This is a genomic window from Streptomyces sp. NPDC051563 (assembly GCF_044454225.1).
In the GTDB taxonomy this organism is placed as follows: domain Bacteria; phylum Actinomycetota; class Actinomycetes; order Streptomycetales; family Streptomycetaceae; genus Streptomyces.
This window is the reverse complement of sequence record NZ_JBITDL010000018.1, coordinates 15759-36471: the sequence shown is the minus strand read 5'-3', so window position 1 is coordinate 36471 and position 20713 is coordinate 15759. Positions and strand designations below refer to the sequence as shown.

General features: G+C 73.0%; 16 protein-coding genes. 11 read left to right on the top strand and 5 right to left on the bottom strand.

Annotated features, from left to right (window positions below):
* Positions 1 to 125: 125 nt before the first annotated feature.
* From ACIA8F_RS22100 to ACIA8F_RS22090, 3 genes are read right to left on the bottom strand one after another with little or no spacing between them, the layout of a single operon-like run.
* Positions 126 to 794: a 4'-phosphopantetheinyl transferase gene (locus tag ACIA8F_RS22100; protein WP_399381063.1), complete on the bottom strand. Its 669-nt coding sequence runs from the start codon at positions 792 to 794 to the stop codon at positions 126 to 128.
* A complete protein-coding gene (locus ACIA8F_RS22095) occupies positions 791 to 2389 on the bottom strand; it encodes an MFS transporter (protein WP_399381062.1) in 1599 nt (532 codons plus the stop codon). The genes ACIA8F_RS22100 and ACIA8F_RS22095 overlap by 4 nt, the downstream gene beginning before the upstream one ends.
* Complete coding sequence (locus ACIA8F_RS22090) at positions 2386 to 3321, bottom strand: sterol desaturase family protein (RefSeq protein WP_399381060.1); 936 nt, start codon at positions 3319 to 3321, stop codon at positions 2386 to 2388. Before ACIA8F_RS22090 ends, ACIA8F_RS22095 begins: the two co-directional genes overlap by 4 nt.
* 236 nt (positions 3322 to 3557) lie before the next feature.
* Between ACIA8F_RS22090 and ACIA8F_RS22085 the strand changes: the two genes are divergently transcribed.
* From ACIA8F_RS22085 to ACIA8F_RS22040, 10 genes are all read left to right on the top strand, one after another.
* Entirely contained in the window at positions 3558 to 4361 is an 804-nt protein-coding gene (locus ACIA8F_RS22085; RefSeq protein ID WP_399381058.1) for an alpha/beta fold hydrolase, read from the top strand.
* A 52-nt stretch (positions 4362 to 4413) separates the two neighbouring features.
* Positions 4414 to 5574, top strand: coding sequence for a beta-ketoacyl-[acyl-carrier-protein] synthase family protein (locus ACIA8F_RS22080; protein ID WP_399381057.1), 1161 nt, complete (start codon positions 4414 to 4416; stop codon positions 5572 to 5574).
* Positions 5571 to 6557, top strand: coding sequence for a beta-ketoacyl synthase N-terminal-like domain-containing protein (locus ACIA8F_RS22075; protein ID WP_399381055.1), 987 nt, complete (start codon positions 5571 to 5573; stop codon positions 6555 to 6557). The genes ACIA8F_RS22080 and ACIA8F_RS22075 overlap by 4 nt, the downstream gene beginning before the upstream one ends.
* Positions 6551 to 7345, top strand: coding sequence for an SDR family oxidoreductase (locus ACIA8F_RS22070; RefSeq protein ID WP_399381054.1), 795 nt, complete (start codon positions 6551 to 6553; stop codon positions 7343 to 7345). Before ACIA8F_RS22075 ends, ACIA8F_RS22070 begins: the two co-directional genes overlap by 7 nt.
* Before the next feature lie 36 nt (positions 7346 to 7381).
* The gene (locus ACIA8F_RS22065) at positions 7382 to 7657 is read left to right on the top strand and encodes an acyl carrier protein (protein WP_399381053.1); all 276 of its coding nucleotides are present in this window, start codon (positions 7382 to 7384) and stop codon (positions 7655 to 7657) included.
* Complete coding sequence (gene fabG / locus ACIA8F_RS22060; protein ID WP_399381052.1) at positions 7657 to 8406, top strand: 3-oxoacyl-ACP reductase FabG; 750 nt, start codon at positions 7657 to 7659, stop codon at positions 8404 to 8406. The genes ACIA8F_RS22065 and fabG overlap by 1 nt, the downstream gene beginning before the upstream one ends.
* 12 nt (positions 8407 to 8418) lie before the next feature.
* Complete coding sequence (locus ACIA8F_RS22055; protein ID WP_399381050.1) at positions 8419 to 9651, top strand: beta-ketoacyl-[acyl-carrier-protein] synthase family protein; 1233 nt, start codon at positions 8419 to 8421, stop codon at positions 9649 to 9651.
* Positions 9648 to 10727 (top strand): beta-ketoacyl synthase N-terminal-like domain-containing protein, encoded by a 1080-nt coding sequence (locus ACIA8F_RS22050; protein ID WP_399381049.1) that lies wholly within the window; start codon positions 9648 to 9650, stop codon positions 10725 to 10727. The genes ACIA8F_RS22055 and ACIA8F_RS22050 overlap by 4 nt, the downstream gene beginning before the upstream one ends.
* Positions 10728 to 10821: 94 nt before the next feature.
* Positions 10822 to 17067 carry an SDR family NAD(P)-dependent oxidoreductase gene (locus tag ACIA8F_RS22045; protein ID WP_399381047.1) on the top strand — a complete coding sequence of 2082 codons (6246 nt, stop codon included), beginning with the start codon at positions 10822 to 10824 and terminating at the stop codon, positions 17065 to 17067.
* Between the two features lie 2 nt (positions 17068 to 17069).
* Entirely contained in the window at positions 17070 to 18839 is a 1770-nt protein-coding gene (locus ACIA8F_RS22040; protein WP_399381045.1) for a polyketide synthase, read from the top strand.
* Here the strand turns inward: ACIA8F_RS22040 and ACIA8F_RS22035 are convergent.
* A complete protein-coding gene (locus tag ACIA8F_RS22035) occupies positions 18829 to 19086 on the bottom strand; it encodes an acyl carrier protein (protein WP_399381044.1) in 258 nt (85 codons plus the stop codon). The two genes, ACIA8F_RS22040 and ACIA8F_RS22035, sit on opposite strands and share 11 nt — an antisense overlap.
* Positions 19087 to 19225: 139 nt before the next feature.
* Between ACIA8F_RS22035 and ACIA8F_RS22030 the strand changes: the two genes are divergently transcribed.
* The gene (locus ACIA8F_RS22030; protein WP_399381042.1) at positions 19226 to 19894 is read left to right on the top strand and encodes a lysophospholipid acyltransferase family protein; all 669 of its coding nucleotides are present in this window, start codon (positions 19226 to 19228) and stop codon (positions 19892 to 19894) included.
* A gap of 8 nt (positions 19895 to 19902) precedes the next feature.
* Here the strand turns inward: ACIA8F_RS22030 and ACIA8F_RS22025 are convergent, their stop codons facing one another.
* A complete protein-coding gene (locus tag ACIA8F_RS22025; RefSeq protein WP_399381040.1) occupies positions 19903 to 20670 on the bottom strand; it encodes a thioesterase II family protein in 768 nt (255 codons plus the stop codon).
* Between the last annotated feature and the right edge of the window lie 43 nt (positions 20671 to 20713).

The window sequence follows — 20713 nt, the reverse complement described above, 5'->3', positions numbered from 1 at the left end:
ATCGTGGGGGGCGGCCCACATCATGCAATTGCCGGAAATCCAAAAGACCGTAGGCGAAGGGGTGGCGGCCATTCATACGGTCGCGGCCGTTCATACGGTGCGCCCGTTTATACGGTGGCGGATACTTATACGTTTGCGGCCGTGATCACGAGGCCGTCGGCCACCAGCCAGCGGCCGGTGAAATGCCGTACGGTACGGCCGCCCACCACCGGGCCGGCGACCAGCAGGCGGGCATGGAACTCGCCTGCGGTGGCGGCCGGGTTCGGGTCCGGATGGAAGCGGAGTTCGGCCTGCGTGAAGTCGAGCCAGCGCCCGGTGAGCGGGAACCACGCCTTGTAGACCGATTCCTTGGCGCTGAACAGGATCTTGTCCCAGTGCAGCCCCGGCCGGGCCCGGGCCAGTGCCCGCAGCCGGCCGCGCTCGTACGGCAGCGCCACCGCCTCCAGGACTCCCGCAGGCAGCGGGACGTGCGGTTCGGCGTCGATGCCGAGTCCTGCCAGCTCCGTGGACCGGGCGGCGGCCGCCGCCCGGTAGCCCTCGCAGTGGGTGATCGCGCCGGCCACTCCCGCGGGCCACAGGGGTTCTCCCCAGCCGCCCACGGAAAGCGGCCCGGCGGGCACGCCGAGGCGGTCCAGCGCGCGGCGCGCGCAGTGCCGCCCGGTGGCGAAGGCCCGCCTGCGCCGCTCGGAGGCCCCCGCCACCGCTTCCAGTTCCTCCGGGTAGAGGGGAGAGTCGGGTACGTCGGCGTACTCCTCCGAACTGGCCACGCCGACGGGTAGGATCCGCTCGATCACGAACCGTGCCCTCCGCTCGCGCGACCGCGTCCCGCGAAGAGGCCGGCGACCGCACCCAGGACCGCCACCGCCGCGGTGGCCAGCAGGGCGTACTGCATGCCCTCCAGGAACACCGACTGGCTGAGCGCGGCCAGGGCTTCCTGCGCCGCGGCTCCCGCCCCCGGCGGCAACCCCGGCTCAGGGGTGAGACCGACTGTAATCCGGCGGGCCGCCTCGTCCAGGGCGCTGGGCGCGAGCTCGATGCCCTCCGCGGCGAGGCGTCCGGGCAGGACGGAAGCGGTGTGGGCGGCGACGATGGCGCCCACGGTGGCCGTGCCCACGCTGCCGCCCACCTGCATGGCCGTCTGCTGCATGCCTCCGGCCACGCCGGACAGCTCCACCGGTGCGCTGCTGATGACGAGTTTGGTGGCGCCGACCATCACCGGGCTGAAGCCGAGCCCGAGCAGGAAGAAACACAGTGTCGTCTGAAGCGTCCCGGACTGCGCGTCCAGGCGGGACAGGGCGCACATGGCCGCGGCGGTCACGAGCAGACCGACGACCACCGGCGCCCGGGGCCCGGACCGGCTGATCCACATGGCCGCGGGCGGTGCGCCCACGATCATCAGCAGGGTCAGGCCCAGGACGCGGATACCCGACTCGGCCGGGGTGAGCGCGAGCACGTTCTGCAGGTAGAAGATCAGGACGAAGGGGGCGCCGAACATCACGAAGGCCATGGCGAGCATCGTCAGGACACCGACGGTGAACCGCCGCGACCGGAAGATCCGCAGCGGCACCAGGGGATCCCCGGCGCGCCGCTCCCACCAGGCAAAGAATGCGCCCAGCAGCAACGCCGCGGTCAGCAGCGCCAGGGTCCGGGCATCGGGACGGCCCTTGTCGGCGATCGTGGCCAGGCCGCCGGTGAACAGGCACAGCGCACCGCCCAGGGCGGCCATACCGAGCAGGTCCAGCCGGCCGGGCCGGGCCTCGTTGCGTACGTCGCGCAGGACGACGACGCCCAACACCAGGGCCAGCCCGCCCAGTGGCAGGTTGAGGAAGAACACCCAGCTCCAGTCGGCGTGTTCGACCAGCAGGCCGCCCACGATGGGGCCGGCCGCGGTGGACGCCGCGATGACCGCGCTACGCACTGCGATCGGCATGTTGAGCCGGTCGGCTGGGAAGGCGCTGCGCAGCAGTCCGAGGGTGGCCGGCTGCATCAGCGCGCCGAACACCCCCTGGAGGACGCGCAGGCCGATGACCCACCCCAGGCTGCCGGCGGCGCCGATGGCCACCGAGGTGGCCGTGAAGCCGGCGGCGCCGATGAGGAAGACGTTGCGGTGACCGTAGCGGTCACCGAGTTTGCCAGCGGCGATCAGCAGGGCGGCGACCGCCAGCAGGTAGCCGTTCGTCACCCACTGGATGCCGGTCAGGCTCGCTCCGAGGTCGGCCTGCATGGCCGGCTGGGCCACGGTGACGATGGTCCCGTCGAGCGAGACCATCATGGCCCCGACCGACAGGGTCACCAGCGTCAGCCAGGGGTGCCCCCGTACGCCGCGCCGCGGCGCGGAGGGCAGGACCTGCCCCTCCGCGGCCGCGGTCTGTCCGGACGCCTTGCTCATGTGAGAACTTCACCCGCCTGTCCCGCGGCCACCAGGCCGGACGGCTGCCCGGACGAACCGCCGGCGTCGGCGCGGTCCTCGGCGGGCTTCCAGCCGGGCGGGCCGAAGACGTAGCCGAGCTTGTGGCGCAGCGTGCGCGCCTGGCGTACGTCGCGGAACATGTTGCCGAACTCGTGCACCTGGATCTTCCAGATGGAGAAGGTCTCCAGCTGCTTGGTCAGGCCGTACGTGGGGCGCTGCACCTCGGGCTGGAAGGTGCCGAAGATGCGGTCCCAGAAGATGAGGATGCTGCCGAAGTTCTTGTCCAGGTACTCCGGGTCGTTGCCGTGGTGGACGCGGTGGTGCGAGGGCGTCACGAAGATGTACTCGATGGGGCGCGGCAGCTTGCCGATCTTCTCGGTGTGCGCGAACAGCCCGTACACCAGGTGGACCGAGTGCATGGTGAAGACGAGTGCGGGGTGCACGCCCAGGAGCGGCAGTGGCAGCCAGATCATCTTCTCGAACCACTGGGCCCACTTGCGGCGCAGAGCAGTCGAGAGGTTGAAGTACTGGCTGGAGTGGTGGACCTGGTGCCCGGCCCAGATGAGCCGGATGCCGTGCGCGGCACGGTGGTACCAGTAGAGAAGGAACTCCACGGCGAAGAAGAGCAGGACCCAGGTGGCCCACGACGTCGACGACAGGTGCCAGGGCGCGACGTACTCGTAGACGAACAGGTAGAGCGCCAGGGCCACGGTCCGCAGCAGGGTGGAGGAGGCCAGCGCGCCGAAGCCCGTGAGGATGCTCGCCCGGTGATCGCGGAGGTCGTACCCGGGCCGCTCGTCGTGGTCGTCGCCGAACTTCATCGCCAGCATCTCGATGGCGATCAGCAATGCCATGGCGGGCAGGGCGTAGACGGCGGGATCATGCAGCCGGTCTATGACCTTGTCGAGCATCGGATTCTCCTTGATTCGGCTTCCGCAAGAGACTAAACGTGCCGCCTAAAAGACCCCCTAAAGCCCGCCTTAACTTCCGCCCGCACTTCAATAACGGGCAGTTTTACAGCAGTTGTTTAGCGTCGTTTTAGCGTCTCCTGGTTACGCTCGCCATCCGCGTCGATCGAAACTCACAATTTCCCGGTCGTCGCCTCTTTTCATTCAACTGACGGCAACGGACCGGGGGCGGTGTGCGGATGAGCGGGAGTCGCGTCACGGTCCGGCTGGACCGACCTGCACGGAGCGCCTACCCGCTGCGCGTGCTCGCACTGCACGGGCTGGCCGCGAGCGGGACCACCTGGCGGGACTTCCGTGAACTGGTTTCGGCCGAAGCTGAGTTGTGGACCGCCGAACTGCCCTGGGGCACGGGCGGCGATTCCGTGTGGAGCCATCACGGTGACCCTGCCGAGTGGATCGGCACTGCGATGCGCGCGGTCCCCGGAGGAGCCGACGTCGTGATCGCGCACTCCTTCTCCGCGACCCTCGCCGTCGAGCACCTCGCCGGCGCCCCGCGCGCCGGGCGGCCGCGCGCCCTGGTCCTCGTCTCGCCGTTCCACCGCACGGACCCGGCCGACTTCCACTGGGACGACGCCGGCCACTACCTGGGCATCTTCCAGGAGGTGTTCGAGGAGGCGCTGCGGATCAACCCGGTGCGCGAACTGGCCCCCGAGACCCGCCGGGACATGGCCGTCCTCGTGCGCGACCGCGTCGGCCCGTACGGCTGGCTGCGGTTCTGGGAGAGCTATCTGCGCAGCCCCTTCGTCGACACCCGCGGCCTCGGCCTGCCGGTGCTGGTCGTGGCGGGCGAGAACGACCGCTTCGCCGACCCGCGGGACGCGGCGCTGCTGGCGGCCGCCCTGCCGCAGGGGCGACTGGAACTGCTGCCGGGCTGTGGGCACTTCCCGATGACCGAGCAGCCCCGGAGGTTCGCAGATACGGTCCACCAGCTGCTCGACGACTGCCGCGCGGAGTCGTCCGCGGATCCGAAGAAAGCGAGTTGACCCCTTGGACGCCTTGGACCCTTCGGATCCTGCTGCCGTTCCCGACGTCTATGTGACCGGACTCGGCGCCGTCAGCTGCCTCGGCGGCACCGCGGACGAGTTCTGGGCCGGCCTGAAGGCCGCCGCCGGGCACCGCCCCACCGCCGTACCCGGCCTGACCGAGCGGGTACCGGACGTGCTCGCCTACCAGGTCCCCGACGGGGTCTGCCCGGAGACCGGCACGTCCGGAGCGCTGGGCCGGGCCGCCCGGTTCGCGCTCGGAGCTGCCCGCGAAGCGGTGGCGGACGCGGGCCTGCTGCCTCGCGAGCTCGCCGGGGCGGCCGTGGTGATCGGCACGGCCGTCGGCGAGAGCGGCGGCCGCGAGGGCCGGGGCACGGGCGAGGACTGGCCGCCGTCCGGTGCCTGGGAGCCGATGTTCTCCGTCGCCGCCACGGTGGGCGGCGAACTCGGCGCGTTCGGTGCGAACGTCAGCGTGAGCAACGCCTGCGCCGCGAGCGGCTACGCCCTGTCCATCGCCGTGGACATGATCCGCCGTGGCGAAGCAGACACCGTGCTGGTGGGAGGCGCTGAAGGCATCTCCTGGGTTCCGCTGGCCGGCTTCAGCCGGCTCGGCGCGGCCGATTCCGAGACCTGCCGGCCCTTCGACGCCGAACGCAGCGGAACCGTCTTCGGCGAAGGGGCCGCCATGCTGGTCCTGCAGTCCGCGCGGGCAGCGGCCGGCCGCCCGTCGTACGGCAGGGTGCTGGGCACGGCTTGGAGCTGCGACGCTCACCACCCCACCACGCCGGATCCGAGCGGTGAGCAGCCGGTACGGGTGGCCCGCGCGGCCATGGACGAGGCGGCGCGGGGACCCGCCGACATCGGCTGCGTCATCCCGCACGGCACCGGCACCCAGCAGAACGACGCCATCGAGTACCGGGTCCTCCAGGAGGTGCTCGGCGGCCATGCCCCTGGCACTCCGCTGTTCAGCCTGAAGGCCTTCATCGGGCACACCGCCGGAGCCGCCGCGGCGTTCGCCGCCGTGTCCGCGGCGCAGATGGCCCGGCACGGCGAGATCCCGCCGAACATCCCCCTGGAGCACCCGGATCCCGAGTGCCCGGTCTGGCTGCCGCAGGGCGGGCCGATCGCGCTGAAGCAGCCGAACGTGCTGGTCAACGCGTACGCCTTCGGTGGAAGCAACTTCACGATGGTGTTCGGGGGTGAGGCGCGGTGACGCCGAGGCCCCCGGCCGTGGTGGCCGAGTCCGTCGTCCACGGTGCGGCGCTGGTCGTGCCGCCGGACGGAACCGACCCGCGCGAGGCCTGGTTCGACCACCGCACGCGGCTGGGACGCGGCCACAAGTACCTGCCGCCCGCCTGCCAGTACCTGCTGGCGGCCTCCCGCACGGCCCTCGCCGCATCCGGTCAGGAGACGGAGCGGTACGCACCGGAGCGCCGCGGCGCGCTCGTGGGAACCAACAGCGCCGTGGCAGCCCTGCACGCCGGCTTCCTGGAGACCGTCCGCCGCGAAGGGGCCGACGCGCTGAGCCCGATGAGCGTGCCCTACTTCTCGGTCAACCTCGTCACCGCCCGGCTGTCGACGGAGCACGTGCTCAAGGGCTTCAACCTGACGGTGACCTCTCCGCGGGTGGCCGGCCTCGAGGCCCTGCACCTGGCCGGCCGCGAACTCGCCGCGGGCCGCAGCTCCGTGGTACTGGCCGGCGCCGCCGAGGCGTCCGACCCCCGGCCCGGCGACGCCGAGCCCGAGGCGGGCGCCGCGCTGCTCGTCCTGCGCCCGGGCGGCGGGCCCGTACCGGCCAGCGGCGCGGTGCTGCGGACCGTACTGCGCTTCCTCCCGCCGCGGGCGCTAGCCGCCGCGGAGGGCCGCGCGCTGGCGGAGGGCTCCGTACGGAAAGCGCTGGAGGCCCTCCGCGCGACCGGCCCCGACCCCTGCGAGGTCGAGCTCCTGGCCGATCCTTCGCCCGTCGGCGACACAGTCGCCCGCGTACTGCGCGCCTGGTGCGCGGACCGCGCGCCGGTGACGACGGAGCGGTCCGGGGCGCGGGCCGGGGCGCTCGCCCCGGTGGTCCGGCTGGCCGAACGCCCCCTGCCGACGGGCGGTGGCGCGCGCCTGGTCGTCGTCGCCTCCCGCGAGGGCAACGTGGCGCTCGCTTCGACACACACCCCGAACTCATCAACTGAGAGGTTCACATGCTGACTTCCGTCAAGGGCTCGTGGTGCCTGATCCTGGGCGCCTCCAGCGGCATGGGCCGGGCCACCGCCCTGGCCATGGCCAAGGACGGCGCGAACATCTTCGGCGTCCACTTCGGCACGGCGGCCCAGCAGGAGGAGGTCGACGAGCTGGTGGAGGAGCTGCGCGCCACGGGTGTGCAGGTCTCCTTCCACAACTGCAACGCCGCCAGCAAGCAGACCCGCGCCGAGCTGGTGCCGCTCCTCGCCGAGCTCACCGGGCCCGGCGGCGTACGGGTGCTGCTGCACTCCCTCGCGTTCGGGAGCCTGCTGCCGTTCCTCCCGCAACACGGCCAGGAGGACGTCATCACCCCGCGGCAGATGGACATGACCGTCGACGTCATGGGCCACAGCCTCGTCTACTGGGTGCGGGACCTGTACGTGGCGGGGCTGCTGCCGCGCGGCGCCAAGGTGTTCGCGCTCACCAGCCGCGGCGACGGCCGCGTGATGCCGAGCTACGGCGCGGTGTCGGCCGCGAAGTCCGCCCTGGCCTCCCACGTGCGCCAGCTGGCCGTGGAACTGGCCCCCTCGGGCGTCTCGGTGAACGCCCTGCGCGCGGGCCTGACCCTCACCCCGGCGCTGCTGCGCATTCCGGGCAGCGACGGACTGGCCGAGCACGCCTCGAAGTCGAACCCGCACGGCCGCCTCACCGTTCCCGAGGACGTCGCCGAGGCCGTCGTCATGCTCTCGGCCACCGACTCCTCGTGGATGACCGGCAACGTCATCGACGTCGACGGCGGCGAAGGCCTCGTCTAATCCCCGCACCGCCCATCGACCCAGGAGAGAACGATCATGACCGAGCAGATCACCGCCCCCGCCACCACCGCCGCCCTGGACATCGAGGACCTGCGGACCCTCATCGCGGAGATCCTGGACGTCGACACCGCTGAGGTGACGGACACCGCCGACTTCCGGGAGGACCTCGACGTCGACTCCCTGCTGGCACTGGAGATCCTCGTCACCCTGGAGCGCAAGTACCGGGTGAAGATGGGCGAGTCGAACCTCCAGCTGATGCGTTCCCTCAAGGCCGTGCACGGCCTGCTGGCCGAGAAGCTCGAGACCGCCTGATGCCGCAGCACGACAGCCGCAAGGTCGCGGTGGTCACGGGCGGATCACGCGGCATCGGCCGAGCCGTGGTGGAGCGATTCCTCACCGACGGCTACGACGTCGCCTACTGCTACCGTTCCCGGCCCGACGACGCCGATGCAATCGAGCGCCTCGCCGCCGAACACGGGGGCCGGGTTTTCGGCGCGGCCGCGGACGTGACCGACGCGGACGCCGTACGCGGCTTCCTGGACGGGGCGCAGGAGCGGCTCGGGGAGATCGACGCCCTGGTCACCAGCGCGGGCATCGTCCGCGACGGATCGCTGGTGACGATGGACCAGGAGGCCTGGAGCAGCGTCATCGACACCAACCTGACCGGCACGTTCAACGTCTGCCGGGCCGCGGTCTTCGCCCTCATGAAGCAGGGCCGGGGAAGCATCGTCACCGTGTCCTCGGTGGCAGGCGTCCGCGGCAGTGCCACACAGGCCAATTACGCCGCCTCCAAGGCCGGGATCATCGGCTTCACCAAGTCGCTCTCCAAGGAAGTGGCCCGGTTCGGCGTCCGCGCCAACGTGGTGGCCCCCGGCCTGATCGCGACAGATATGACCGAGGCAATGACGGCGAAGGCCCGCGAGAGCGTCCTCGCCAAGATCCCGCTCCGCCGGATCGGCACCGCGCAAGAGGTGGCCGACACAGTGGCTTTCCTCGCGTCGGAGCGCGCCGCCTACATCACAGGACAAGTGATCCGGATCGATGGCGGCATCAGCAACTGAGGGAGCGCGTTGATGGCAGCGCAGACGAAATCCACGTCGGTGGTCGTCACCGGGCTCGGTGTGCTCACGCCGATCGGCACGACCGTGGCGGGGTTCTGGGACGCCGCGATAGGGGGAGTGGTCGGCACGGCACCCCTGCGCCGGGCCGACGCCGCCGACTTCCCGGCCCGGCTGGCCGGCGAGGTCGTCGGCTTCGACGCACCACGCGCCGCCGGCGACCGCGGCCTACGGCTCGCCACGGCCGCGGTGTCGGCCGCGGCGGCCGACGCCGGGCTCCCCCAGTGGACGGGCGACCCCTACCGGGCCGGTGTCTGCCTGGGCACACTGCTCGGCGGCCGCGCCGGGCTGGAACCGGCCGTCACCGGCTTCCACCGCGGTACGGAGCCCGGGGCGCCCCCGTACGACGGCGGCCGGCAGGTTGTGGACCTCGCAGCGGTGGTGGCCCGCGAACGCGGCTTCCTGGGACCGGGCCTGACCGTCGCCACGGCCTGCGCATCGGGCAACAGCGCGCTGGCCCACGCCGCGGACACCATCCGGGCGGGCCGCGCCGACGTGATGATCGCGGGCGGAGTCGACGAGCTGTCCAGCGGGATCATGATGATGTTCTCCAGCCTGCGCTCACTGGCCCCCGACTGCCTCCGGCCGTTCGACCGGAATCGCGCCGGGCTGGTGGTCTCCGAGGGCGCCGCCGCGCTGGTCCTGGAGTCGTACGGGCACGCCCGCCGCCGCGGCGCGCACATCTACGCCGAACTGGCGGGCTGGGCCTCGGCGTCCGACGCCCATCACATGACGGCTCCGCACCCGCAGGGCAGCGGCGCCCGCCGTTCGATGCTGCGGGCCCTAGAGCGGGCCGGAATCTCCCCCGACCGCGTCGACCACGTCAGCGCGCACGGCACTGGCACCCCCTCCAACGACCGGATCGAGGCCCAGGCCCTGCTGGAGGTCTTCGGTCCGCGGACGCCCGCCGTGACCTCGCTGAAGGGGGCCCTCGGGCACACCCAGGGCGCGGCGAGCGCGATCGAGGCCGTGGCGTGCGTACTGGCGCTGCGCGACGGCGTGATCCCGCCGACGGCGAACCTGGTCGACCTCGACCCGGAGTGCGCCGTGGACGTCGTACGCGGGGAAGCGCGCGAGACCCCGGTGCGCGTCGCCGTCAACAACGCCTTCGGCTTCGGGGGCAACACCACATGCACGGTCTTCACCCGCATGAGCACCGCTACGAGCACAGCAGGGAGTGCACGATGAGCCCCACGGCCGCCGTCACCGGCATCGCCCTGGCCACTCCGCTCGGCGGCAGCCTCGACGCGACCTGGGAGGCGCTGCTGGCCGGCCGGACCGCTTTCACGGAGACGGCCGCCACCGACGGCCTGTACCCGGGAACCGTGCGGGCAGCGGCCGGCGCCCTGGCCGACGACCTCCCCGACGTACCGGCCTTCGGCCGCCGCAGACTGCGGGCGCTGAGCCGGGAGTCCCTGCTCGTCTCCCGGGCCGGGATGCTCGCCTGGCAGGACGCCGGGTTCGAGTCGGGGACGACGCCGTACCCGGAGGAGACGGCCGTCGTCCTGGGCACCGCCGCGGGCGGCCTGTCGGGGTACTTGCAGGTGATGCGCGACGGGCTGATCCTCGGCCCCGAACTGGTCAGCCCGTACGCGGGTCCGCAGGGCAGCCTGAACGCCGCGGCCTCGGACCTGTCCATCGCCGCAGGCGCGCAGGGCAGCATCGTCACGGTCACGGCCGGGCGCTGTTCGGGGGCCCACGCACTGACCGTCGCAGCCGACTACGTCCGTACCGGGCAGGCGCAGGCCGTGCTCGTGGCCGCCGTGGACGTCCTGGATCCGCTGCGGCTCGCCGCGGGCCGCGCCGACGCGCCGCCCGGTGAGGCCGCGGTGGTGTTCGTGGTCGAGGACACCGCACGGGCCCGGGCCCGCGGTGCGCGGGTGCACGCGGAGATCGCGGGCCTGAGCACGCTGCGCGGCGGCGCGGACGGCGGGAGCGCCGCCGCTCCCGCGATCGCCGCGGCACTGGCCGAGGCCGGGACGCGGGCCGGGGACCTCTCCCTGGTCTGCTCCTCCGCGGCCGGTAACCCACCTGTGCCCGGGGGTACGGGGGCCGGCACCGCCGTCTACAGCCCCTTCGACGCCCTGGGCGACTGCGCGGGCGCCACCGTCCTGCTCCAAGTGGCGCTGGCCGCACGGTCCCTGGCCGAGGGGCGCATCCCTTCGACGGCCGGCGGCCCGCGGGACGTGGGGAGCAGACCCGCGCTGGTGCTGACGACCGACGAGGACGGGCAGGCCGCAGCGGTGGTCGTGCGCCGCCTGTAGGTCCTGCGCGGCCCGCGCCCGGCCCGCGTACCACAAGCCATGAACGAACCAGGGAGCACCGGACCTCCGGATCCCCGCCGTACGGAGGTAGGAAGTGCATCACGACCCGGCTGAGCTGATCGCCATCGTGGGGATGGCGGGGCGGTTCCCCGACGCTCCCGACACGGACCGGTTCTGGGACCTGCTCATGGACCGCGGCGACGCGATCCGCCCCGTCCCGGCGGCCCGTTGGAACACCGATCAGCCCCTGGACGCGGAGAAGGAGATCCAGCGCCACGGCGGATTCCTGGAGGGCGTCGACGAGTTCGACGCCGCGTTCTTCGGGGTCTCGCCGCGCGAGGCCGAGGTCCTCGACCCGCAGCAGCGGCTGATGCTGGAGACGAGCTGGCTGGCGCTGGAGGACGCCGGTGTCCCCACCGCGAGTCTGGGCGGCACCCGGACCGGCGTCTACTTCGGCGGCCTGTGGCAGGACTACGAGCGGCTGCGCGAGGACCGCGGCGCCCGTCCGACCCAGCACTCCATCTCCGGCAACACTCTCGACATGCTCTCCGCACGCATCTCGTACTTCCTCGGTCTGACCGGTCCCAGCCTGACGCTGGAGACGGGCTGCTCCTCCTCCCTGGTCGCCCTGCACCTGGCCTGCCAGGCCATCCGCACCGGCGACGTGGACGGAGCACTGGTCGGCGCGGCCAACCTGATGCTGACCCCGGACGTGACCATCGGGCTCACCCACTTCGGCGGCCTCTCGCCGAAGGGCCGGTGCAGTGCGTTCGGCGCCGGGGCCGACGGGTTTGTACGAGGCGAGGGCGTCGCCGCCGTCTACCTCAAGACGCTGGCGCGGGCCCGCCGGGACGGGGACCGGGTGCACGCCGTGATCGTGCGGACCGCCGCGAACAACGACGGCGGCGGCCCCAGCCTGGTGACGCCCAGCCTGGCCGGTCAGGAGGATCTGCTGCGCCGCGTCTACGAGGGCTCCGGCATCCCGCTCGACCGGGTCGCGTACGTGGAGGCGCACGGCACCGGGACCCGGGTCGGTGACCCGCTCGAGGCGACGGCCCTCGGCAAGGTGCTGGGCCGGGCCCCCGAACGCGCGGGCCGGCCGCTCGGCATCGGCTCGGTGAAGACCAACATCGGCCACCTGGAACCCGTGGCCGCACTCGCGGGCCTCTTCAAGGCGGTGCTCTCGCTGAAGAACGGCGTCGTGCCGCCGAGCCTGCACTCGGCCCAGCTGAACCCGGACATCCCCTTCGACGAACTGGGTCTCGAAGTCGTGCGGGAACCGCTGAAGCTGCCCACGGACGGCCCGGTCTACCTGGGCGTCAGCTCCTTCGGCTGGGGTGGCACGAACGCCCACGCCGTGATCACCGCCGCCCCGCCGGTCGCGGACGACACCGCGGACGAGGCTGCGGGCACGGCCGACTTCGACGCGCCCTTCGTGCTGCCGCTGAGCGCCCACAGCCAGGCCGCGCTGGTGCAGCGCGCCCGCGACGTGCGGGGCGCCCTCGACCGGCCCGGCGCCGATCCGCGGGAGATCGCCGCGACGCTGGGCTGGCAGCGCGACCAGTTCCCCTTCCGCGCGGGCCTCGTCGCCACGGACGGCGACGGGCTGCGCGCGGCGCTCGACGCCTACACGGCCGAGCCGGAGGCCGCCTCGGCGGGCACGGTCACCGGCCGGGCCCGCCGAGGCGGCCGTACCGCCTTCGTCTTCCCCGGCCAGGGCTCGCAGTGGGCCTCCATGGGCACCCGCCTGTACGCCGAGGACCCCGCCTTCGCCTCCGTGATCGACCGGTGCGCCACGGCGCTCGCCCCGCACACCGCATGGTCCTTGACCGATGTGCTCACCGGCCGCGACGGGGACGCCTGGATGGGGCGCGTGGACATCGTCCAGCCGGTGCTGTGGGCGGTCTCCGTGGCCCTCGCCGCCGCCTGGCGCGCCGCCGGCGTCGAGCCGGACGTGGTCGTCGGCCACAGCCAGGGCGAGATCGCCGCCGCCACCGTGGCGGGCATCCTCTCGCTGGAGGACGCCGCCCTGGTCGTGGCACGCCGCAGCGCCGTCCTGCTCCGTACGGCTGCGGGCAACGGCCGCATGCTCGCTGTGGACCTGGACGCGGACTCGGCCGCCGCCGCCCTGGAGGGCTTCGAGGACTGCGTGGCGCTCGCCGCGCACAACGGCCCCGGCTCCTGTGTGCTGTCCGGCGACGGCGACTCGGTGCTGCTGCTGAAGGAACTCCTCGAAGCGGACGGCACGTACTGCCGGCTGGTCAACGTGGACTACGCGTCCCACAGCCCGCTCATGCTCGGTCTGGCCGACGAGCTGCACGAGGTACTGGCCCCGGTGCGGCCGGGCAAGGGCGGGATCCCGCTGATGTCCACGGTGCGCACCGTCGTACTGGACGGTCCGGAGATGGACGGCTCGTACTGGGTGGAGAACCTGTGCCGCCCGGTGACGTTCGCCGAGAGCATCGACGCGCTCCTGGAGCAGGGCGTCACTCATGTCGTGGAGGTCAGCGCCCACCCCGTCCTGGTGCCCGCACTGGAGCGGCTCGGCGCGCTGCGCAAGGAGCCGCCGGCCGTGCTGGGTACCCTGCACCGCGACCGCGGCGCCCCCGGGGACCTGGCCGAGAGCTTCGCGGAGGGCCACGTGGCGGGGCTGACCCCCTACGGCCGCCGCCCGGCCTCACGCGACGCGGGAGTGCCCGCCTACCCGTGGCAGCGCGAGAGCTACTGGGTCGGTGCGGCGCAGCGCGGTGCGGGCCGGTCGGCTGCCTTCGCCTTCCCGCTCGTTCCGCTGCCGACCGAGGCGGGGACCTGGCACGGCACCACCGAGATCGGCACCGGCTCCCACCCCTGGCTCGCCGACCACCGGGTGGACGGCGCCGTCGTCGTGCCCGCGGCGGCCTGCGTCGAACTGTGCCTGGGCACGGCGGCCGCCCAGACCGGCGGAGTCCCGCAGTCGCTGCGCGGCCTGTCCTTCCTGAGCGACATGACCCTCGCGGACGGCGGCCTGCACCTGGGCGGCGTATGGCGCGAGGACGGCGGCGAGGGCGCCGGCCTGGAGGTGCTGTCCCTGGCCGACGGGGCCGACGGCTGGACGCGGCACATGACGGCCCGCGCCTCCTACCGCGGCGAACAGGCCTCCGTACCCGACTTCCCCTTCGCCCTGCTGGCCGAACAGGCCGTCGACGGCGGCGAGTTCTACCGGGCCTGCACCGAGCGCGGCCTCCAGTACGGTCCCGCCTTCCAAGGCGTACGGGAACTGCGCGTGCGCGGCGACGAGACGCTCGGCCGGGTGGTCCTCGCCGAACAGTGCCGGCCCGGCGCTCGCCGGTTCGTACTGCACCCCGCCCTGTGGGACGGGGCGTTCCAGCTCTCCCTCGCACTGTGCGGGCACGAGGACACCGTGGTGCCCGTCGCCATTGAGCAGCTCGCCCTGCTGCCGGGACGGCCCTCGGACCTCACCGAGCTGTGGGTGCACGCCCGGCGGCGGCCCGACGGGCTCTTCGACCTGGACCTGTACGGATCCGACCGCCAGCCCGTCGCCCGGGTGACCGGGCTGGAACTGCGTCGGCTGCTCTCGGGCGACCGGTCCGCGCCGGCCCCCGAGCGCGTGCACCGCTTCGGCTTCCACGAGCAGGAGTACGCGGGGACCGGCCAGGACCTGGGGCAGGAGCAGACACAGGGCCCGTGGCTGGTGTGCGGCCCGGAGTCGGCCGCGCCCGCCGTCCGGGAGCTGGGCGACGCGCTGGGCGCCAGCACCGCGACGGGGCCGCGGTCCGCCACTGCCGACCCTGCGGACTGGGCCGAGGCGCTGCGTGCCGCCGACGGCGGGGAGGTCGTGTTCGTCGCCCCGGACCGCGCGGCGGGCGAGGCGGAGCAACGGGCGGGCCTGCTCGACCTCGGCGCGCTCGCCGCCGCCTGCTCGGACCGGCCTGTGGCGCCCCGCCTGACCGTGCTCACCACGCGGGCGCAGGCCGCCTCGGCCGCCGAGATGCCCGACCCCGGGGCTGCCCTGTACTGGGGTTTCGTACGGGTGCTGCAGGGCGAGCACCCGGGTCTCGCGGCTCGGCTGGTGGACACCGCGCGCGAGGAGCGGTGGGCGGCGGGTGTCGTATGCGAACTGCTGGACGCCGATCGCGAGGACCAGGTCCTGCAGCGCGCGGGCCTGCGGCTGGCGGGCCGCCTGGAGCGGGGCGGGCACCGGCCGGACGACACCGGCGCTCCCCTCCCGTACACGGTCCGCCAGCCCTTCCGGCTGCACCCCGGCCCGCGGCCGGGCCTGTGGGAGTCACTGCGCTACCTGCCGTTGACGCGCCGCGCGCCGGGACCGGGCGAGATCGAGATCGAGGTGGACGCGGCCTCCCTCAACTTCATCGACGTGATGAAAGCGGTGGGCACGTACCCCGATGAGGCGGGCGGCAAGGACCTGCTCGGCGGGGACTGCTCGGGCCGGGTCGTGTCCGTGGGCCACGGTACGACCGGCTTCCGCATCGGCGACCGGGTGGTGGCGTGCGTCTTCGGCGCGATCGTCTCGCACGTGACCGTCCGCGCCGACCACGCACGGCCCGTGCCGGAGGTGATGACGCAGGAGGACGCCGCCGCGCTGCCCCTGGTCCTGGCCACCGCCTGGTACGCGCTGCGCGACCTGGCGCGGACGGAGCCCGGCGAGACCGTACTGATCCACTCCGCGGCCGGCGGCCTGGGCCTGGCCGCGGTGCAGGTGGCCCGGATGCTGGGAGCCGAGGTCATCGCCACGGCGGGCAGCGCGGCGAAGCGCGCCTACCTGCGGGAGCTGGGCGTCGAGCACGTCTTCGACTCACGCGAGCTGTCCTGGGCGGACGCCGTACGCACCTGCACCGGCGGCCGGGGCGTCGACGTCGTCCTCAACTCGCTGACCGGCGCCGCCATCACGCACGGGCTGGAAGTGCTCGCCGAGGACGGCCGCTTCGTCGAGGTCGGCAAGAAGGACATCCACGGGGAGCGCACGCTGGGCCTCGCGCCCTTCCGCAAGGGCATCAGCTTCGCGGCCGTGGACCTCGAAGGACTCGTGATGCGGCGTCCCGAGCGGTTCGCCGGTCTCTTCCGCGCGGTCTGGGACGAGGTGGAGGCGGGCCGGCTCACGGGGCTGCCCGTCACCCAGTACACCTTCGACGACGCGACCGAGGCGCTGCGCGCCATGTCGCACGGCAACCACATCGGCAAGTTCGTGCTGTACGGCCCGCAGACCGTGGACCGGGTGGTGGCGGATCCGCTGCCGGACGGCCGGTTCCGCGCCGACGGCACCTACCTGATCACCGGCGGCCTGGGTGACCTCGGCCTCTCGCTCGCCGAGCACTTGGTGGAGCGCGGGGCGACGGCCCTGGCCCTGCTGGGCCGCTCGGCGCCGGGCGCGCAGGCCGCGGATCGCGTCGCGGCGCTCCGCGAGGCTGGCGCCCGGGTATCGGTGGTCCACGCCGACGTCGCCGACAGCACGTCCCTGGACCTGGCCCTCGCCCGGGTCCGGGCCGAACTCCCGGTGCTGCGCGGCGTCTTCCACGCGGCCGGTGTCCTGTCGGACGCCGTGGTGCGCAACCTCGACGAGGCTGGGGTGGCCCGGGTGCTGGCGCCCAAGGTCGACGGAGCGGCCGGGCTGGACCGGCTGACGGCGAACGATCCGCTGGACCTCTTCGTCCTGTTCTCCTCGGCGGCCGGACTGGTCGGCAACGTCGGGCAGTCCGCCTACGCGGCGGCGAACACGTACATGGACGCACTGGCCACGGCCCGGCGCCATGCCGGGCGGCCCGCGCTCAGCGTGCAGTGGGGCACCTTCGACGGCATCGGTCTGGCGGCCCGGTCCGCGGCACGCGGCGACCGGCTCGCCGACCGTGGCATGGACGGCTTCGAGGCGGCGGAGGCCTGGCAGGCGCTGGAGTGGTTCCTCACGGGCGGCGAGAGCGTCGTCGGGTACGTCGCCCTGGACCCGCGCCGCTGGTTCGAGACGTACCCGGCCGCCGCGGGTCGGCCCAGCTGGAGCCTTCTGCGTACCACGAAGGACCCGGGAGCGGGCTCGGGCGGCGACGTCCGGCAGTTGCTGGCCGGTTGCGCCGCCGAGGACCGGCCCGCGGTGGTCGAGGAACGCGTACGGCAGCTCGCCGGCCGGGTGCTGCGGATCGCCGCGGACGCCATCGACCGGGAGACCCCGCTCAAGTCCCTTGGCCTGGACTCGCTGATGAGCCTGGAGCTGCGCAACCGGCTGGAGGCCGAGTTCGGCCTGCGGCTCTCCCCCACGTTGCTGTGGACGTACGGCGCCCTGCGGCCGCTGGCCGGCGCCCTGGTGGAACGACTCGTGGAACAGGAGGCCTGACAGTGGAACAGCAGCACAGCACCAAGGCGGTGGGCGGGGCGGCTCCGGCGACGGGCGCGGCCCGGGCCACCCCGGTCAGCCGGGCCATGGAGACGATCCGCGCCCTGCGCGAGGAACTGGCGGCCCTTCGGGGCGCGCAGCCGATCGCGGTGGTCGGCGTGGGCCTGCGGGCCCCCGGCGGCATCGACGACCTCGACGGCTACTGGTCGGCGCTGACGGCGGGAGCAGACGCGGTGCGCCCGATCCCGGAGTCCCGGCGCCACCCCTTCGGGGACGCCTGGGACGAGGTGCCGCACCGGGGCGGATTCCTGGACGAGGTCCTGGAGTTCGACGGCCCGTTCTTCGGCGTCGCGCCCCGCGAGGGGCGCTCTCTGGACCCGCAGCACCGGATGCTGCTCGAAGTGGCGTGGGAGGCCCTGGACGACGCCGGTATCCCGGCCGCCCGGGCGGCCGAGGCCGTCACCGGCTTGTACGTGGGCATCACGGGCCAGGACTACCGGGAGTGGATGCCGGGCGGCCCCGACTCGTACTGGGCGACCGGCAACGGGCACTGCTTCTCGGCCGGGCGGCTCGCGCACACGCTGGGCCTCACCGGTCCGGCCATGGCCGTGGACACGGCGTGTTCCTCCTCGCTGGTGACGGTCCACCTGGCCCGTCAGGCACTGCGAGGCGGGGAGTGCGACATCGCCGTGGCGGGCGGGGTGAACCTCGTGCTGTCACCGCGGGCGACCGCGCTCGCCGCGCGTACGGGCTCCCTCTCCCCGGACGGGGTGTGCCGCCCCTTCGACGCACGGGCCAACGGCTTCACCCGCTCCGAAGGGTGCGGCATCGTGGTCCTCAAGCGCCTTGCGGACGCCGTGCGCGACGGCGACCGGGTGCACTCCGTGATCCACGGCTCCGCCGTCAACCACGACGGCCGTGCCTCGGGCTTCACCGCGCCCAATGTGCTGGCTCAGACCCGGCTCGTCGAGCGGGCGCTCGCGGAGGCGGGCCTCGGTCCGGCCGACATCGGCCATGTGGAGGCGCACGGGACGGGCACCTCGCTGGGCGATCCGATCGAGGTGGAGGCGCTGGCGGCGGCCCTGGGGCGGCCCGGCGGCGGAGCTCCTGTTCTGCTCGGGTCCGCCAAGGCCAATCTGGGCCACGCCGAGTCGGCCGCGGGCGTACTCGGCATGCTCAAGACCATGCTGAGCCTGCGGCACCGGGCGATCCCGCCGGTACCGCACTTCACCACGCTCAATCCGCGCATCGACCTCTCGGGCACGGGCTTCCGTATCCCCACCGAGCTGGAACCCTGGCCGGCCGGCGCCGGTGCTTACGCGGGCGTCAGCTCCTTCGGCATGAGCGGTACCAACGCGCACGTGGTGCTGGGCGCCGCCGATCCGCAGCCGTCTGCCACCGCGGCCACGGCCACGGCCGCCCCGGCGGTCACCGGCTTCGAGGTGTCGGCGCGGACCCCGGCCGCGCTGCGGGCCTACGCGGCGCGACTGGCCGGCCGACTGGCCGAGCTGGCGGACGAGGAGTACGCCGCCTTCGCCTACACCGTCACGCACGGCCGCTCGGCGCTGGCCACCCGTATTCGCGTCGAGGCGCCCGACCGGCACCGAGCGGCGGCCGCACTGACCGCGGTCGCGCAAGGGCTCACCCCGCCGGAGGTCGAGGAGGTCCCAACGGGTGTGGCACCCGGCTTCGGGGACCTGCCGCGGCGGGTCCTGGACCTGCCGGCGTATCCGTGGGAACGACGGCGCTACGCCCCGGTGTTCACGGCGTAGGCAGGCGTTCCGCACGGATCAGGGCAACGATCCCGGCGACCGTGACGTCCTTGGTCAGCGCTTCGAGGGGGACGTCGACGGCGAACTCGCGCCTGATCGACGCGGTGAGTTCAACGACACCGAGCGAATCTATCTCCAGCTCACCCAGCCTGGCCTCGTCCGTGATCGCGTCGGGCTCCGCCCCGAAGTCGACGAGTTCGCGCTCGACGAAGGCACGGACGGAAGCAAGTTCGGCGGGTTGGGGCACAACATCCTCGTCTCTGAATCCTGGCAATGAACGCGCAGCAGCGTAACAACCGGCGGATCGCTTCCCGCTAAAGCGATGCTTTCGCCCGCCTGACCGCACGACCAACCCCCCAACCAATTCCAAAGATGGAGACCTGAACATGCTCCGGATGCTGCTGAGGCGGCTTCTCCTCATTCCGCTCAATCTCATCCTGCGACCCCGTGTCAGCGGTACCGAAAACCTGCCGAAGTCCGGCCCCTTCATCATCGCGGCCAACCACTTGTCGTTCTTCGACTCCATATTCATCGCCCTGCTCACCCCGCGGCACCTGTACTTCGTCGGCAAGCAGGGATGGCTCGACATGCCCGGCCTGAAGGGCCGGCTCCAGGGCATGTTCTTCCGCGCCGTCGGGATGATCACCGTCGACAGCACCAGCGGCTCCGGGACCATGGCCGGCCTGGAGACTTCTCTGCGCGTCATCCGCGAGGGGCACGGGGTCGGCGTCCACATCGAGGGCACCCGGTCACCCGACGGCCGTCTCTACAAGGGGAACACCGGCACGGCATGGATTGCGCTGCGCAGCGGCGCACCGGTCATCCCGTGCGGCCTCGCCGGCACGGAGCGGGTGCACCCGGCCGGAGCCAAACGGCTCTACGTCTCACGCTTCGACGTGCACTTCGGCGCCCCCATGACTTTCCCCGAACACGCCGGACGCGAGTCCGACCGCCGGGCGCGCCGAGCGGTGACAAACCGGATCACACAGGAGATATCCGCCCTGTCCGGCCAGGAATACGTGGACATCTATGCGGCAACGGTGAAGAGCCAGTGAGGTAGGTCTCAGAACTCCACGACGAGGGCCTGGCGCAGGATGTCGGCGACCTCGAAGCGGTGTTCCTGCGCCAGGAGAAAGAAGTGGTCTCCGTCGAACCGGCGCACCCGGCACTCGCCGGTGGTGTGGCTCGCCCAGCCGTCCAGGGGCTCATGCGGGACCAGCGGATCCGACGTTCCGCCCAACACGTACAGGGGCGCGTCGAGCCGTACGTCCTCAAACCCTACGGCGGCTTCCCGGCTGAGGGCGATGTCCGCCCGCAGGGCGCATGTGATGTGCTCCAGCATGACCGGATCCTGCAAGAGCCACGCCGGCGTGCCGCCGCTCTCCAGCAGCAGCAGCCGGACGGCGTCCTCGTCGGTGGTGGTCGCGTGGGCGGGGCGCCGGGACCGTCCGGGCATCTGGCCGCTGACGACTGCGGCCCGGCACTGCGGGCCGAGGAGGCCTCCAACGCGGGTGGCCAGGAGCGCGCCGAGGCTGTGCCCGAAGACCACCGTGGGCAGCGGGTCCCGCACGAGTACCTCGTCGGAGACGGAGTCCAGAACCTGGTCGAGCCGGCAGCCGGGGGTCTCGCCGAAGCGGCGCTCCCGGCCGGGCAGCGACAGACCGAGCACTTCCACGTACGCGGGCAGTCCCTCGACGAGGGGGAGCAGGGTGTTGGGGCCAGCCCCGGAGTGCGGGAACACCAGGAGACGCACCCGGGCCGCGTCGGCCACTCCGGTCGCCGCCCGGCCGCGCAGCGACGTCCACCAGGATGCGGTGGAAAGGGAGTTCACTGATTCCACCTCTAGGTCCTCATCACGGGCAGTGGTTGATCCG

Coding starts and splice junctions, on each gene's coding strand:
- ACIA8F_RS22095 (WP_399381062.1), bottom strand. CDS start 2,389: ATGAGCAAGGCGTCCGGACAGACCGCGGCCGCGGAGGGGCAGGTCCTG.
- ACIA8F_RS22090 (WP_399381060.1), bottom strand. CDS start 3,321: ATGCTCGACAAGGTCATAGACCGGCTGCATGATCCCGCCGTCTACGCC.
- ACIA8F_RS22085 (WP_399381058.1), top strand. CDS start 3,558: ATGAGCGGGAGTCGCGTCACGGTCCGGCTGGACCGACCTGCACGGAGC.
- ACIA8F_RS22070 (WP_399381054.1), top strand. CDS start 6,551: ATGCTGACTTCCGTCAAGGGCTCGTGGTGCCTGATCCTGGGCGCCTCC.
- ACIA8F_RS22065 (WP_399381053.1), top strand. CDS start 7,382: ATGACCGAGCAGATCACCGCCCCCGCCACCACCGCCGCCCTGGACATC.
- fabG (WP_399381052.1), top strand. CDS start 7,657: ATGCCGCAGCACGACAGCCGCAAGGTCGCGGTGGTCACGGGCGGATCA.
- ACIA8F_RS22055 (WP_399381050.1), top strand. CDS start 8,419: ATGGCAGCGCAGACGAAATCCACGTCGGTGGTCGTCACCGGGCTCGGT.
- ACIA8F_RS22050 (WP_399381049.1), top strand. CDS start 9,648: ATGAGCCCCACGGCCGCCGTCACCGGCATCGCCCTGGCCACTCCGCTC.
- ACIA8F_RS22030 (WP_399381042.1), top strand. CDS start 19,226: ATGCTCCGGATGCTGCTGAGGCGGCTTCTCCTCATTCCGCTCAATCTC.